Origin of the sequence: Rhodococcus erythropolis NBRC 15567 (assembly GCF_001552595.1) — a bacterium.
In the GTDB taxonomy this organism is placed as follows: Bacteria; Actinomycetota; Actinomycetes; order Mycobacteriales; family Mycobacteriaceae; genus Rhodococcus_F; species Rhodococcus_F erythropolis.
This window is the reverse complement of record NZ_BCRM01000027.1, coordinates 42,201-56,314: the sequence shown is the minus strand read 5'-3', so window position 1 is coordinate 56,314 and position 14,114 is coordinate 42,201. Positions and strand designations below refer to the sequence as shown.

Below are 14,114 nucleotides of genomic sequence, written 5' to 3'. Positions count from 1 at the left end.
CTATCGAAATCGGGGTGTGCAGTTGAAGATCCGTGGTGCAGTGCTCGAAGAGATCGGCCGGGAGCGTCCCTTTGCGGAGTCGACTCCGATTTCGATTTCGGAACTCGACCTCGTATCCCCGGGCCCGGGTGAGATCCTCGTCAAGATCGAAGCTGCCGGGCTTTGTCACTCCGACCTCTCCGTGGTCGACGGGAATCGCGTTCGCCCCGTGCCGATGTTGCTGGGCCACGAGGCAGCTGGTCGAATCGTCGAACTCGGCGACGGCGTTGATTCGTTGTCGGTGGGCACCCGCGTCGTGATGACTTTTCTTCCGCGGTGTGGCGAGTGCGCGGGATGCGCCACTGACGGCCGGATGCCGTGCACGGTGGGTAGCGCCGCCAACAACGACGGCAGTTTGCTCGGTGGCGCGCAACGACTGCGGCGCTCCGGCGAGAGCGTCAAACATCATCTCGGCGTTTCGGGTTTCGCGACGCATGCGGTGGTCAACGCCAAGTCCGTAGTTGCCGTCGAAGACGATATTCCGGCCGAGATTGCAGCCGTACTCGGTTGCGCGGTGTTGACCGGCGGGGGAGCGCTACTCAACGCGGCCAAGCCTCGCCCGGCGGACACTGTGATGGTGGTCGGCTTGGGCGGCGTCGGGATGGCCGCAATCCTGACGGCGCGGGCACTCGGGGTCGAGAACGTCATCGGCGTCGACGCACTGGAGTCCAAGCTGGCTCAGGCGCTGGAACTGGGCGCGACCGAGGTCTTCACACCGTCCGGCCTGTCCGAGAGTGGCGTTCGCGCAGACATCGTCGTCGAAGCTGCGGGAAATGCTCGGGCGTTCGAGACAGCCGTGGCCGCGACGGCAGCGGGTGGCACGACCGTCACGGTCGGGTTGCCTGCGCCTGACGCGCGCTCGTCGATCTCGCCGCTCGGGCTGGTGGCCGAAGCGCGGACCATCATCGGCAGCTACCTCGGATCCGCCGTCCCCGCCCGCGACATCCCGATCTACGCGCAATTGTGGCGGGACGGGAAGCTACCGGTCGAGAAGCTCATCTCCTCGCGAATCGAGTTGGACGACATCAATTCCGGCATGGACGAACTGGCCGATGGAAAAGCAATCCGACAGGTCATTATTTTCGACTGAAATCGTTACCTCCTGTAACGCTTCTCTCATACTGGACGACTACTCGAATGACGTTGCGTGACGCCCCGGGGGTCGGTCGTACGTTTTCCAAAAGTTGATTGGGGAGAAGATATGCCGGTTCGTGGGTTCTTTTCGCGACATCGAATACTGGCGGGTGCAGTAGCGCCCGCAGCGCTCGGCGTGGCCGCGTTGGTGGCGGTCGCAGTTGCCGTGGATTCTCCGCAATCGCAGACGATCGAGACCGAGTTGACTGCGTCTGTCACCGAGTGCCACGACACGGTCGGGATCGGTGTCGCCGGTCGCGGTGACACGCCGGTCGAGGGCACAACGAAGATGCTCGTCGGTGCGGATGGAAAGACACTCCTCCCGGCGGCGCTCACAGACGACTACAGCAGCCACTGGGTGGACCCGGTCCTCAAGGCGCCCGCCGGTTCGGTCAAGGACGGCTCGTACGCCTCCGTCTACATCGCGTATCCCGCAAACATGGACAGTTACGAAGAGGCCGTGACGACGGGCGCGGACAACACCCGCGCTGTGATGAAGGCAATCAGCGCGGCTTGCCCGAACACGAAGTTCTCGATTGTCGGCTACAGCGAAGGCGCTGACGTAGTGCGCCGCGTCGCGATGGACATCGGCTCGGAGTCGAGCACCTCCGGCATCAATCCGGACAACGTCGTCGGTGTGGTCATCTTCGCCGACGCCGGTCGACTCGCGGGCGAGGGGCCGTTCCCCGGCGCCGAGAACCCGTACGCGAACCCGAACGGTTTCAACCAGCAATATCAGAACGGAAAGAACACCGCTTCCGGATCCGGGGCACTTCCAGGCACCAGCGGAGATTTCGGGGCTCTGAACGGCAAGATTGCGTCGTTCTGCTCTGACGGCGACCTCACCTGCGCAGCTCCCGAGAACATTTCACTCCTGATTCTGGCGGCAAACGTCGGTCGGCAGCTCAACGTCGACCAGTTGCAAGCGCAGAATCTGACGCCCGCCACCGGCATGGACATCGCGGTCGTGATGGGACGCGTGATGTTCGACGCCTTCAACGACATCTCGAGCAATCCCACCTGGATGCAGAGCGACGAAACCTTCCTCGATGTCTTGCTGAAGGTCTCCGACCCGGCGTACAAGCCGAGCGAGGCCACCACGACGCCGGTCGCAAAGGACTCGGTTTCCACTGAGGAAGTGTCGCCGTTGGCGTACCTGCCGCAGAAGCTGTTCAAGGAAATCGTCGGCCTCATCGCCACGAACCAGAACACCATTCCCGTAGTCATGAACGATCCGTACGGCCTGACCTTGGGCCCGGATGTCGGTCACCACTTCGACTACTGGCGCGATTCGGATGCTGCAAACGGCAAGCCCCTGACATCAGCGGAGTACGCAGCGGCGTGGCTGACCTATCTGGCCAAGCAGGCGCAGGACGGCAAGCCGGTCGATTCGTCGGCGAAGCCGACCGCCGAAGAGATGGCGGATGCCATCGACGCCTTGGCTGCTTCGCCTTCGGTTACCGACTCGGCCAAGCCCACCACAACCACGGGCGAAGCGGTACAACCCGCACCCGCAGGTTCGGAATCTGCAGCACCGGCACCCGCGGCTCCGACGACGACATCCGTTGCGCCGGCCGCGACGCCGAGTGTGACTTCAACCGTGGCGCCGTCGACTTCAGTCGAGTCGAGTGAACCGCCCGCCGCGACCACGACAACGACAACATCAACAACAACAACGACACAGGCTGCGGCCGGCTAGCCGAGACGTTTCCGTTCGTCAAAAACGCTGTCACAGGCTGCGATCCGCAAGTAGTTGCGGATCGCAGCCTGTTTTGTATGTACGGGTTACGTACAGCGGCGGTTGGTGCTTATCGTGGAAGGGAGGTTTCCGGATCACGAATCGTGGGTTTCACCGTGCACGAGCTGTCTATTGCGCAGAGTGTGGTCGAAGCCGTGTGCGAGCGTGCCGGCGAGCGACGAGTATCGAGTGTGCGGCTGGAAGTAGGGCAACTCTGCGCAGTGGTTCCACACTCTCTGCTGTTCTGCTTCGACGTTGTCACGGCGGGTACTCACGCCGAGGGTGCCAGCTTGCACATCGATCAGATTGCAACCAGCGCGCGATGCAATAGCTGTGGCGTGACTTTCTCGCCGCCCGACATGTTCTTGTTGTGTGGGTGCGGCAGTGCTGATGTCGAGGTGCTTGCCGGCCGCGAGTTGCGGATCCTGTCGATGGAAGTGAGCTGAGCATGTGCGCGACGTGTGGGTGCGGGGACGCCACGGGACCTCGGGTGTCGGTCGTCGCCGGCGGAGAACACGAGCAGGACGACAGCCATGGGCACGGTCACCACCACGACCACGACCACGACCATGACCATGACCATGGGCACGGTCACTCCGACCACACGGTAATTCTCGAGCAGCAGGTGCTTGCCAAGAACGACGGCATTGCGGTTCACAATCGTGAGTGGATGCGGGGTCGCGGAATCACGGCGCTCAACATCATGAGTTCGCCCGGCGCGGGTAAGACGACATTGCTGGCGCGAACGATCCGGGAACTAGGACGACAACGACCGATTGCCGTGATCGAAGGTGACCAGGAAACCCGGCTCGACGCCGAGCGGATTCGTGAGGCCGGCGCGTCAGTGGTCCAGGTCAACACGGGGGCGGGCTGTCACCTCGATGCCGAGATGATCGACCGCGCGCTGCGCGCCTTGGACCCCGCGGACGGGTCGCTGCTTCTGATCGAAAACGTAGGAAACCTGGTGTGCCCCGCGCTCTTCGACCTGGGCGAGGAAGGCAAGGTTGTCCTAATTTCGACGCCGGAGGGGGGCGACAAGCCGAAAAAGTACCCGCACATCTTTGCCGTCGCGGACCTCGTGGTGATCAACAAGATCGACTTGCTCCCGTACGTCGAGTTCGACGTCGATGCCTGTGTCGCGCAAGCGAAAATACTCAATCCTGCTGTGTGCGTTGTTGTTCTATCGGCCACGACAGGTGAGGGTATGGACGAGTGGTACGAGTGGATCGGTAGTCGTTCGGCGATTTCTCCGGTGGCCGTTGACAACTGATCTGCTCGGGTAGTTAATGAAATGAGTGGGTGCCACGCAAGTGGGCCGAGGTTCGACTCCGGTGGCGTCAGCGTTTCGGTGCCGCAGCAATTTGAGGCCATAGCGTGTCAGGCAGTAGCGGCGCCGAGAATCAGGCGCAAGTGCACCCGTGAAAGCGGCTGACATGGACACACAAAAATCGACTGCTGGCACCACGGCGGAACCTGCCTCCGAAAGCGCAGCTACCCCCGAAAGCGCAGCGGCCAAAGCGGAAGAAACTCTGATCCACGTGCTGTGGATCAATGCCGGTCTCAGTTGCGACGGTGATTCGGTGGCGCTCACCGCGGCCACGCAACCCAGTATCGAGGAGATCGCGCTCGGTGCGTTGCCCGGCCTGCCTCAGGTGGCGGTTCATTGGCCGCTCATCGACTTCGAATGTGGACCGCAGGGCGGCGCTGACGATTTCCTGGAATGGTTCTGGAAAGCCGACCGGGGAGAATTGGAACCCTTTGTTCTTGTTGTCGAAGGATCTATACCGAACGAGAAACTTCACGACGAGGGGTACTGGTGTGGTTTCGGGAACAATCGCGAAACCGGCCAACCGGTCACCACGAGCGAATGGCTCGACAAGCTGGCACCGAAAGCCACTGCGGTAGTTGCGGTCGGCACGTGCGCAACCTACGGCGGCATACATGCGATGGCCGGCAATCCGACCGGTGCGATGGGCGTGCCGGACTATCTCGGGTGGACCTGGAAATCGAAGGCGGGCATCCCGATTGTGTGCGTTCCCGGGTGTCCCATTCAGCCGGACAACCTCTCCGAGACCCTGACCTATCTTCTGTACATGGCCACTGATCAGGCGCCGATGATTCCCTTGGACGAATCCCTCCGCCCGCAGTGGCTTTTCGGTGCCACCGTTCACGAGGGCTGTGACCGTGGCGGGTACTACGAGCAGGGCGAGTTCGCGACGGAGTACGGGTCGCCGAAGTGCATCGTCAAGCTGGGATGTTGGGGACCGGTCGTGAAATGCAATGTCCCCAAACGTGGTTGGATAAACGGAGTCGGCGGGTGCCCTAATGTCGGCGGGATCTGCATCGGCTGCACGATGCCGGGATTCCCGGACAAATTCATGCCGTTCATGGATGAACCACCTGGCGGCAAACTCTCCACCAATGCGGTGGGAATGTACGGGTCCGTGATCCACAGTCTGCGCCGGATCACCGGTCACACGTTGGACAAGGAACCGCACTGGCGCGAGCGCGGGTCGAAGTTGCTCACCGGTGCGACGCGTACCTGGTGACCGACCGGATACCTTCAAATCAGTTCGTGAGCAACGTCTCTGGGAGGCACTGCAATGACGGCCATCGTTCCCGAACCCACCTCGACTGCGGACCGCGACGGTCTTGTCGAGATGGCGTGGGACCCCATCACCCGAATCGTCGGCAGTCTGGGTATCTACACCAAGATCGACTTCGCCAATCGCGAAGTGGTGGAGTGCCACAGCACGTCGTCGATCTTTCGTGGGTATTCCCTGTTCATGAAGGGGAAGGACCCGCGCGACGCGCATTTCATCACCAGTCGTATCTGCGGCATCTGCGGTGACAATCACGCCACGTGCTCGTGCTACGCACAAAACATGGCGTACGGCGTCAAGCCGCCGCATCTAGGCGAGTGGATCGTCAATCTCGGCGAGGCCGCCGAGTACATGTTCGACCACAACATTTTTCAAGAGAATCTGGTCGCAGTCGACTACTGCGAGAAGATGGTCTCCGAGACGAATCCCGGTGTGCTGGCGCAGGCAGAGAACACGCGCTGCCCGCACGAGGAGCAGCACGGTTATCGCACGATCGCGGACATCATGCGGACTCTCAATCCGTTCACGGGTGAGTTCTATCGCGAAGCGTTGCAAGTCTCGCGTTCGACTCGCGAAATGTTCTGCTTGATGGAGGGTAGGCACGTCCACCCGTCGACGCTCTATCCCGGCGGCGTCGGAACCGTCGCGACGATCGAACTGATGACGGACTACATGTCGCGGCTGATGCGGTACGTCGAATTCATGAAGAAGGTCGTGCCGATGCACGACGACCTGTTCGACTTCTTCTACCAGGCGCTGCCTGGTTACGAGAAGGTTGGCCTGCGGCGGACCCTGCTGGGTTGTTGGGGATCGTTTCAAGACCCCGCGTACTGCAATTTCTCGTACAAGGACATGACCGACTGGGGCCGGAAGATGTTTGTCACTCCCGGTGTGGTTGTCGACGGAAAGTTGGTCACCACGGATCTGGTGGACATCAACCTCGGTATCCGAATCATGCTGGGGTCCTCGTATTACGAGGACTGGAGTGATCAGGAGATGTTCGTCAAGACCGATCCGCTGGGTAACCCGGTCGATCGCCGGCACCCGTGGAATCAACACACCAACCCTCACCCGCAGAAGCGGAACCTCGAGGACAAGTACAGCTGGGTCATGTCACCGCGATGGTTCGACGGAAAAGACAACCTCGCTCTGGATACCGGCGGGGGAGCATTGGCTCGTCTGTGGAGCACCGCTCTTGCCGGCCTGGTCGACATCGGATACCTCGAGTCGACCGGACACAGTGTGAAGATCAATCTTCCGAAAACAGCACTGAAAGGTCCCGTCTCGCTCGAGTGGAAGATTCCGGAACATGGCAGCAATACTCTCGAAAGAAACCGTGCGCGAACGTATTTCCAGGCATACGCAGCAGCGGCTGCCCTTCACTTCGCAGAGAAGGCGCTTGTCGAGATCCGGGCAGGCCGCACCAAGACGTGGGAGTCGTTCGAGGTTCCGGACGAGGGAATCGGTTGCGGATTCACCGAAGCCGTCCGCGGAGTTCTCTCACATCACATGGTGATTCGTGACGGCAAGATCGCGAACTATCACCCGTACCCACCGACCCCGTGGAATGCGAGCCCGCGCGACAGCTACGGAACCCCCGGTCCGTACGAGGATGCCGTGCAGGGTCAGCCGATCTTCGAGGAGAACGATCGAGACCACTTCAAGGGCATCGACATCATGCGGACCGTGCGTAGTTTCGATCCCTGTCTGCCGTGTGGTGTTCACATGTATCTCGGCGGCGGTAAGACCCTGGAGAAGTTGCACTCTCCGACGCAGTCCGTGACCGGGGAGTGATCGATGGAGCATTCGGCCGACTACTGGCGCGGAGCAGGTGAACGCATCGAGACGTTGTTGCAGGCCAATGCCGGTGCAGGCCCGGTGGCCAGGGATCGCGCCGAGCAACTGGTGCGCGAGGTCGTGCAGTTGTACGGCGCCGCACTCGAACGCACCGTCGCGCTGGCGGATCCGGCCATGATGGATGCGATGGTTCGCGACGATCTGGTGTCGAGCCTCCTACTGGTGCACGGACTTCACCCGCACGACGTCGAGACCCGCGTACGCACTGCGCTCGACAGCGTGCGTCCGTACCTCGGCTCGCACGGCGGGGACGTCGAACTGATCGAGGTGGCGGACGGCGTGGTGCGGCTACGGCTTCTCGGAAGCTGTAACAGTTGCCCTTCGTCGTCGGTGACCCTCGAAACCGCGGTCCAGGACGCGGTGCAGGCGGCGGCACCCGAGACCACCGGAATCGACGTCGAAACACCGGATTCGCACGAGCTGAAGTCGGGTGTGATCTCGGTCGAGTCCCTGTTCTCGCACGTACACGCCGACGGGGGAGGCGCGCACTGGGTGGAGGTCCCCGAATTTGCCGAAGTCGACGCGGGTGAGGTCGCGGGTTTCCGGGTATCGGATACCGATCTGTTGGTCTGCCGCTCCGGTGACGATCTGTACGCGTATCGCGACCATTGCCCCGTATGTGACCATTCGATGGCGGGGGCTGTGCTCGAACGCATGATGGGCCTTCCTGTCCGAGACGCCGCTGTCCTTACCTGTCCGACGTGCTCTGCCCACTTCAGCGTGTACGGAGCGGGTGCGCGGGTCGGCACCGGCTCCGAGCACCTGGCGCCTCTGCCGGTGCTTATTCGCGACGGTGTGCTCTCGGTCGCGCTTGCCGACGATTCCGTGTTGCCGGTGACCTAGCCGTGGACGAAGCCTGGTCATGAAAACCACTGTGGGAGAGGTGCTCACGCGAATCGCCTCGACGCGCGCCGTTCCGACCGGGCCGCTGTGTGAGATGTGCGCGGCGGGCATAGGTGACGAACACCAACACGTCGTGGACGTACAGGTCCGGAGCCTGATGTGCGTGTGCCGTCCCTGCTATCTGCTCTTTGCGCCGGTCGACGCGGATCTTCGATACAAGGCGGTTCCCGATCGGTATCTCGAATTTCCGGACTTCGACCTCGGCCCTGGCCGGTGGGAGTCCCTGGAAATCCCCGTCGGACTGGCATTCTTCTTTCGGAACTCACTCCTCGACAAGTACATAGTCTTCTATCCGGGACCTGCCGGAGCTACCGAATCCGAGCTGCCCATCGACTCGTTCGAGACTGTGCTCGCGGAGAATCCGGGGCTCTCGCAGATGCGGGCCGACGTCGAGGCGTTGATTGTCTCGGTGCCCACGTCAGGACAATCGCCGAGATGCTTCGTTGTTCCCATCGACGCCTGCTACGAGCTGGTGGGCAGGCTGCGCACCGTGTGGCGCGGATTCGACGGTGGCCAGGATGCCGCACGCGCGGTGGACGAGTTCTTCGGGCGCGTCGAGGCGCGAAGCAGGTCGGCATGACCGTCCTCGACTTCTCGGTCGACAACGTGGAGGTGGAACCGTATGCGGTTACACCAAATCTGACGGTGAGATTGAGGATGTCGGAGACTACCGGCGCGACCGTCCGAGCAGTCGCTCTACGCGCACAGGTTCGAATCGAACCGCACCGCCGGCCGTACTCCGACGAGGAAGGCGACGCCCTGCGCGATTTGTTCGGTCCGCGGGAGCGTTGGTCGAGTACGCTGCGAACCTTCTTGTGGATGGAGTGTTCCACGGTTGTTCAGGGATTCACGGGAACAACGGTCGCGGCCTTACCCATGGCGTGTACGTACGACTTCTCGGTGACGGCGTCGAAGTACATGCACGCACTCCGTGACGGAACGATTCCGATCGTGGTTCTACTGAGCGGAACCGTATTCACCGACGGGCAGCGCGGTTTCTCGGTACAGCAGATCCCGTGGGACAGATCTGCTGCCTACGAATTGCCGGTCGACGTGTGGAAACAGCTGATGGCCACGCATTATCCGGCCTCTGGGTGGGTACGCCTCGACCATGAGACGATTGCCGATCTCGTGCGATTCAAGGCAGCGCACGGCCTCACGGACCTCGATTCAGCCGTGCGGCAGTTGCTGACGGCGAGCGAGGTGCCCCGATGACCCGAACTGAGATGGATCACGACGTTCGGGCTGTGGCCGACGCTGTCCTGTACGAGGGATATCTTCTCTATCCTTACCGGGCCGGCTCGGCGAAGAATCAATCCCGTTGGCAGTTCGGGGTTCTCGGACCGCCCGGCGCCGCCGGTGACGGAGTCGGCGAGGAACCGTCGATGTCCGCCCAATGTCTGCTCGGCGAACTCGAGCGGAACGGCGCCGAAGTAACGGCGACGGTGAGATTTCTGCACCACCAGTCGCGGACGGTTGAACGACTCGGCGCCGGCGGCGCGTGGATTCCGGTGGATCGGTTGGTCGTCGACGGGCACGAGGCGATCTCGTGGGACGAAGCCACCGAATCCGAGATCGTCTTGGGTCCGTGGGGTCTGGACGAACTCGAGGCCGGAGTCGAAGAATCCTTCTGTGCGGCGGGAGTTGTCGACGGCGAGACTCTGGCGGATTCTCTGGGCCGGGTAGTCGGACGGGTCGTTCGGACACGGCTTCCGGTGACTGGCCGCTTGGAATTGAACGCCTCCGCAGGGGACAGACGCAGGGTGATCTCCGTGAGCATCATGAACGACACGAGCGTCGACATGAGGGACAAGGGCACGGCCACGGCGCAGTCGATGCTCGGCACTCACGTCATTTTGACCTGCGCAGGCTCGAAGTTCGTGTCGTTGTTCGACGAACCAGATCACTCGGAGCCGCTGCGCCAAAATCGCTGTTATCCAGTGCTTGCGGGGACCGAGGATCCGACTCACCCCGGTACATCGCCCACCGTTCTGGTGTCACCGATCATCTTGTACGACTTTCCCGAGATTGCGCCGCAGAGCGAAGGATCCCTGTTCGACTCGACGGAGATCGACGAAATTCTCACGCTGAGAATTCTGGCCATGACCGAAGAGGAAAAGGCGCGGGCGCGGGCGACCGACTCGAAAGCTGCCGACATCATCGACCGATGTGAAAGCTTGACGGCCGACGATCTAGCCGGCCTGCACGGCGTGCTGCGAGATTCGAATGCCGGTTCTGATCTGATACCCGAGGTGCCTGACGGCGTGGACTGGTGGACGCCGGAAGCCGACACCAGTGTTCAACCACGCACCGACGCAGTATTGATCAACGGCGTCCGCGTCTGTGGTGGAAGTACGGTTCGGCTTCACCCCTCACGTCGCGCTGATGCTCAGGACCTGTTCTTTGACGGCCGGATCGCCCACGTCGCCACCATTCATGAAGACGTGGACGGCGACATTCATGTTGGGGTGACGCTCTTGGACGACCCGGCCGCCGATCTGCACAACTGGTACGGCCGCTACCTGTACTTCGCGCCGGACGAGATAGAGCCGGTGCCGCGAGACGGCGCGAGTTGACGTACTTCACGCTGTCGGACTTCACAGCTTTCGGACTTCACTGCTATCGAGAGGAGAACCCGCCATGAGGAGCATGGGATTGCTGTCGACGGCACTTCTCGGCGCCACCGCGATCGCAGCCGCGATCGTTCTGGTGGTGTCGATGCCGGACATCCAGCGCTATCTGCGAATGCGAAAGATGTAAAGCACTGTGCGCGTGCTGATTGCAGGCGTCGGAAACATATTTCTCGAAGACGACGGATTCGGCCCCGAAGTTGTTCGAGCGTTGCAGCATGAGAATCTCCCGACGGGGGTTCGCCTGGTCGACTACGGGATTCGTGGTGTGCATCTCGCATACGACTTGTTGGAGTCGTGGGACGCGCTGGTGCTGATCGACGCATTACCGGTGACCGGAGTTCCGGGGAAGCTTGCGATCATCGAAGTGGATCCCGAAAGTGAAGGCTCGCAAGGAGGTTTCGACGCACACTCGATGCATCCGAGTTCGGTGTTTGCCAGCCTGCAGGCCCTCGGCGGAGCACTCCCGCGGACGTTCGTGGTGGGGGCACACGCGAAATCGGTCGGCGACGGAATCGGATTGAGTGCAGAGATGCGTGATTCGGTAGGGCAAGCCGCCTCTGCGGTGATGGCACTCGTCCGGTCGATCGACGTGGATTGTGATGCCACCACTTTGGGGCCGGAGGTGTGAGTCATGTGTCTGGGGATTCCGGGACGGGTACGCGAACTACTGGACGGATACGGCGGTCAACTCGCCCTCGTCGACGTGGAAGGTGCACCGCGCAAGGTCAACATCGGGATGCTCGACGAAGGCACCGTCACGGCAGGTGACTGGGTGGTGATCCACATGGGCTTTGCAGTCGAGAAGGTCGACGAACAGGGAGCACAGCGCGCCCGGGCCGGCCTCGAACTGATGGGCCGTGGTCAAGACGGTGAGATCGACGAGTCCGGTACTCGTACCGGCGAGGTCGGGACATGATGGTCGCCAGCCGTGTCATCGTTCGTGGCGTAGTCCAGGGGGTGGGATTCCGGCCGTTCGTTCACGCGACTGCGACCGAACTGGGACTGTCGGGTTCGGTGGGAAATTCTGCTCTCGGGGTCGTGATCGACATCGAAGGCGACGGAGAGGCAATCGATGCGTTTGTCGCTCGGGTGCGAAACCGCCCCCCACCGCTGGCACGAGTGGAGTCGATAGAGCGCGAGGACTCGCCGCCGCTAGGTCGTCAGGGGTTTTGCATCATCGAGACGGATGCGGGGGCGGTCGGGCGAACCTTGGCGCCGGCCGATGTCGGGATCTGCGACGACTGCCTGCGGGAGCTGACTGATCCGAGCGATCGGCGATATCGTCATCCCTTCATCACCTGCACCAATTGTGGTCCACGATTCACGATCATCGAGTCGATGCCCTACGACCGGGCCGCTACGACGATGAAGCGGTTCCCGTTGTGCGCGAACTGTGCGGCGGAGTACGTGGATCCCTCCGACCGCCGGTTTCATGCGCAACCGATTGCCTGCCCGGAGTGCGGTCCAACGCTTTCGTTCGTGGAAGGCGACGCGCCCACGGAGACCGGCGAGGGTGCACTGCTACGAGCCCGATCGCTGCTACGAGACGGGAAGATTCTTGCTGTCAAGGGAATTGGAGGATTCCACTTGGCCTGCGATGCGCGTGATGATCGCGTGGTTCACGAATTGCGTGACCGCAAGCATCGACCGAGCAAGCCGTTGGCGGTGATGGTGCGCGATGTGAGAGAAGCCAGAGCGCTGGGTGTGGTCGGGGATGCCGAGGCCGATGCCATGTCCTCGCGCGAGCGTCCCATAGTGCTGGTTGCCAAAGCGTCTGGATACACGCCGTCTCCCTCGATTGCCCCAGGCATTCCGGACATCGGAATCATGCTGGCCTACAATCCGATTCAGCATCTTCTTCTCGGGTTGGCGGGAGACGCTGCGGGCCCCGCGGCGTTGGTGATGACGTCGGCGAACATCGGTGGCGAGCCAATTCTGTATTCCGACGACGATCTCGAACGGGTGGGTGACCTGGCCGACGGGGTGTTGACCCACAACCGTCCGATCTTGATGCCGTGTGACGACTCGGTGATGCGAATAGTCGGCAGTGGACGACAGTTGCTTCGTCGCTCGCGCGGATATGCACCGCTGCCCGTTGCGGCGCCGTTCGATCTACCGCCCACCTTGGCGGTCGGGGCCGATCTGAAGAACACCTTCTGTCTTGCCGAGGGTGCGTATGTCTGGCCGAGTCAGCACATCGGAGACATGGGCGACCTCGCTGTCCTCGACAGTTTTGCTGCCTCGGAGAGTCACTTCGAGTCGATCACCGGAGTCGTGCCGCACCAGATTGCCTGTGACGAGCATCCCCGGTATCGCTCGTCCTCGTGGGCTCGCAGTCGTAGTGGCGACCGACCGGTGCGCGTCGTCGGGCATCACCACGCACATGTGGCTTCCGTGATGGGGGAGAACGGCCGGGACGGGAGCGAACCGGTTCTCGGAATAGCGTTCGACGGCACCGGTTACGGGGCGGACGGCGCAGTGTGGGGAGGGGAATTGCTGCTGGCGACGTACAAGGGTTATCGCCGTCTCGCGCATCTGGGATACGTACCGCTGCCAGGGGGCGATGCCGGAGTGGAACGACCGTACCGAATGGCGCTCGCCCACCTCTGGCATGCCGGGTTGGACTGGGAATCCGACCTCGCGCCGGTGGCGGCCTGTCCGCCACGAGAGCAGTCGGTCCTACTTCACCAGTTGGAAACCGGTTTCGGGTGTGTGGACACCTCGAGCATGGGGCGGTTGTTCGACACAGTCTCCTCGCTGACCGGGGTTCGTCAGAGCGTCGACTACGAAGCGCAGGCCGCCATCGAGTTGGAGGGCATTTCGAGGGGAGTCGACTGCGCCCCGTCGCGGTACACCTTCGACTGGGTGCAGTCGGACGACGATTCATGGACAGCTGATCCACGGTCGGTCATTCGGGCCGTTGTCCGTGATCTCCGGGCGAAGGTGCCCGCCGACGTGATCGGCGCGCGTTTCCACGAATCCGTCGCGCACCTCGTACTCGAGTGGGCAATCCGTGGCCGGGAACTGGCGGGAGTGGACGAGGTAGTTCTCACCGGAGGCGTGTTTCAGAACCCTCTCCTGCTCGTCCGGGCGTGTGCCCTGCTCGGAGAAGCCGGATTCACGCCGTTGACAGGACTGCAGTTACCACCGAACGACGGTGGTCTCGCCTACGGCCAAGTGCTGGTCGGGAGTTCGTCATGAGGTCAG

General features: G+C 62.2%; 14 protein-coding genes. All 14 read left to right on the top strand.

The genetic code is table 11. The features are described from left to right. Positions 1 to 22 precede the first annotated feature (22 nt). The 14 genes from RE4_RS25845 to hypF all read left to right on the top strand — a co-directional run bounded on the left by RE4_RS25845 (position 23) and on the right by hypF (position 14,108). A complete protein-coding gene (locus RE4_RS25845) occupies positions 23 to 1,129 on the top strand; it encodes an alcohol dehydrogenase catalytic domain-containing protein (protein WP_174531791.1) in 1,107 nt (368 codons plus the stop codon). Between the two features lie 111 nt (positions 1,130 to 1,240). Further along, positions 1,241 to 2,872, top strand: a complete 1,632-nt coding sequence (locus RE4_RS25840; RefSeq protein ID WP_060939623.1) for a cutinase family protein — start codon at positions 1,241 to 1,243, stop codon at positions 2,870 to 2,872. Positions 2,873 to 3,027: 155 nt separating this feature from the next. Beyond that, positions 3,028 to 3,357 (top strand): hydrogenase maturation nickel metallochaperone HypA/HybF, encoded by a 330-nt coding sequence (locus tag RE4_RS25835; RefSeq protein WP_020907448.1) that lies wholly within the window; start codon positions 3,028 to 3,030, stop codon positions 3,355 to 3,357. 2 nt (positions 3,358 to 3,359) lie between these two features. Then, complete coding sequence (hypB, locus tag RE4_RS25830) at positions 3,360 to 4,181, top strand: hydrogenase nickel incorporation protein HypB (RefSeq protein WP_060939622.1); 822 nt, start codon at positions 3,360 to 3,362, stop codon at positions 4,179 to 4,181. Positions 4,182 to 4,344: 163 nt separating this feature from the next. Further along, positions 4,345 to 5,460 carry an NADH-quinone oxidoreductase subunit B family protein gene (locus RE4_RS25825; protein ID WP_020969412.1) on the top strand — a complete coding sequence of 372 codons (1,116 nt, stop codon included), beginning with the start codon at positions 4,345 to 4,347 and terminating at the stop codon, positions 5,458 to 5,460. 54 nt (positions 5,461 to 5,514) lie between these two features. Beyond that, entirely contained in the window at positions 5,515 to 7,308 is a 1,794-nt protein-coding gene (locus RE4_RS25820; RefSeq protein WP_060939621.1) for a nickel-dependent hydrogenase large subunit, read from the top strand. Between the two features lie 3 nt (positions 7,309 to 7,311). Beyond that, positions 7,312 to 8,214, top strand: coding sequence for a NifU family protein (locus RE4_RS25815; protein WP_021343998.1), 903 nt, complete (start codon positions 7,312 to 7,314; stop codon positions 8,212 to 8,214). 19 nt (positions 8,215 to 8,233) lie between these two features. Then, positions 8,234 to 8,854: a DUF5947 family protein gene (locus RE4_RS25810; RefSeq protein ID WP_021333534.1), complete on the top strand. Its 621-nt coding sequence runs from the start codon at positions 8,234 to 8,236 to the stop codon at positions 8,852 to 8,854. Continuing rightward, positions 8,851 to 9,489, top strand: coding sequence for a DUF6084 family protein (locus RE4_RS25805; protein WP_021333535.1), 639 nt, complete (start codon positions 8,851 to 8,853; stop codon positions 9,487 to 9,489). The genes RE4_RS25810 and RE4_RS25805 overlap by 4 nt, the downstream gene beginning before the upstream one ends. Further along, positions 9,486 to 10,850, top strand: coding sequence for a hypothetical protein (locus RE4_RS25800; RefSeq protein ID WP_060939620.1), 1,365 nt, complete (start codon positions 9,486 to 9,488; stop codon positions 10,848 to 10,850). The genes RE4_RS25805 and RE4_RS25800 overlap by 4 nt, the downstream gene beginning before the upstream one ends. Positions 10,851 to 10,914: 64 nt before the next feature. After that, positions 10,915 to 11,034, top strand: coding sequence for a DUF6893 family small protein (locus RE4_RS31965; protein WP_003942178.1), 120 nt, complete (start codon positions 10,915 to 10,917; stop codon positions 11,032 to 11,034). Positions 11,035 to 11,040: 6 nt separating this feature from the next. Then, on the top strand, positions 11,041 to 11,535 hold the full coding sequence (locus tag RE4_RS25795; protein ID WP_060939619.1) for a hydrogenase maturation protease: 495 nt from the start codon (positions 11,041 to 11,043) through the stop codon (positions 11,533 to 11,535). Between the two features lie 3 nt (positions 11,536 to 11,538). Continuing rightward, positions 11,539 to 11,823: a HypC/HybG/HupF family hydrogenase formation chaperone gene (locus tag RE4_RS25790; RefSeq protein WP_019748086.1), complete on the top strand. Its 285-nt coding sequence runs from the start codon at positions 11,539 to 11,541 to the stop codon at positions 11,821 to 11,823. Further along, the gene (gene hypF / locus RE4_RS25785) at positions 11,820 to 14,108 is read left to right on the top strand and encodes a carbamoyltransferase HypF (protein WP_060939618.1); all 2,289 of its coding nucleotides are present in this window, start codon (positions 11,820 to 11,822) and stop codon (positions 14,106 to 14,108) included. The genes RE4_RS25790 and hypF overlap by 4 nt, the downstream gene beginning before the upstream one ends. Positions 14,109 to 14,114: the final 6 nt, after the last annotated feature.

Coding starts and splice junctions, on each gene's coding strand:
- RE4_RS25790 (WP_019748086.1), top strand. CDS start 11,539: ATGTGTCTGGGGATTCCGGGACGGGTACGCGAACTACTGGACGGATAC.
- hypF (WP_060939618.1), top strand. CDS start 11,820: ATGATGGTCGCCAGCCGTGTCATCGTTCGTGGCGTAGTCCAGGGGGTG.
- RE4_RS25805 (WP_021333535.1), top strand. CDS start 8,851: ATGACCGTCCTCGACTTCTCGGTCGACAACGTGGAGGTGGAACCGTAT.
- RE4_RS31965 (WP_003942178.1), top strand. CDS start 10,915: ATGAGGAGCATGGGATTGCTGTCGACGGCACTTCTCGGCGCCACCGCG.
- RE4_RS25810 (WP_021333534.1), top strand. CDS start 8,234: ATGAAAACCACTGTGGGAGAGGTGCTCACGCGAATCGCCTCGACGCGC.
- RE4_RS25820 (WP_060939621.1), top strand. CDS start 5,515: ATGACGGCCATCGTTCCCGAACCCACCTCGACTGCGGACCGCGACGGT.
- hypB (WP_060939622.1), top strand. CDS start 3,360: ATGTGCGCGACGTGTGGGTGCGGGGACGCCACGGGACCTCGGGTGTCG.
- RE4_RS25825 (WP_020969412.1), top strand. CDS start 4,345: ATGGACACACAAAAATCGACTGCTGGCACCACGGCGGAACCTGCCTCC.
- RE4_RS25815 (WP_021343998.1), top strand. CDS start 7,312: ATGGAGCATTCGGCCGACTACTGGCGCGGAGCAGGTGAACGCATCGAG.
- RE4_RS25800 (WP_060939620.1), top strand. CDS start 9,486: ATGACCCGAACTGAGATGGATCACGACGTTCGGGCTGTGGCCGACGCT.
- RE4_RS25840 (WP_060939623.1), top strand. CDS start 1,241: ATGCCGGTTCGTGGGTTCTTTTCGCGACATCGAATACTGGCGGGTGCA.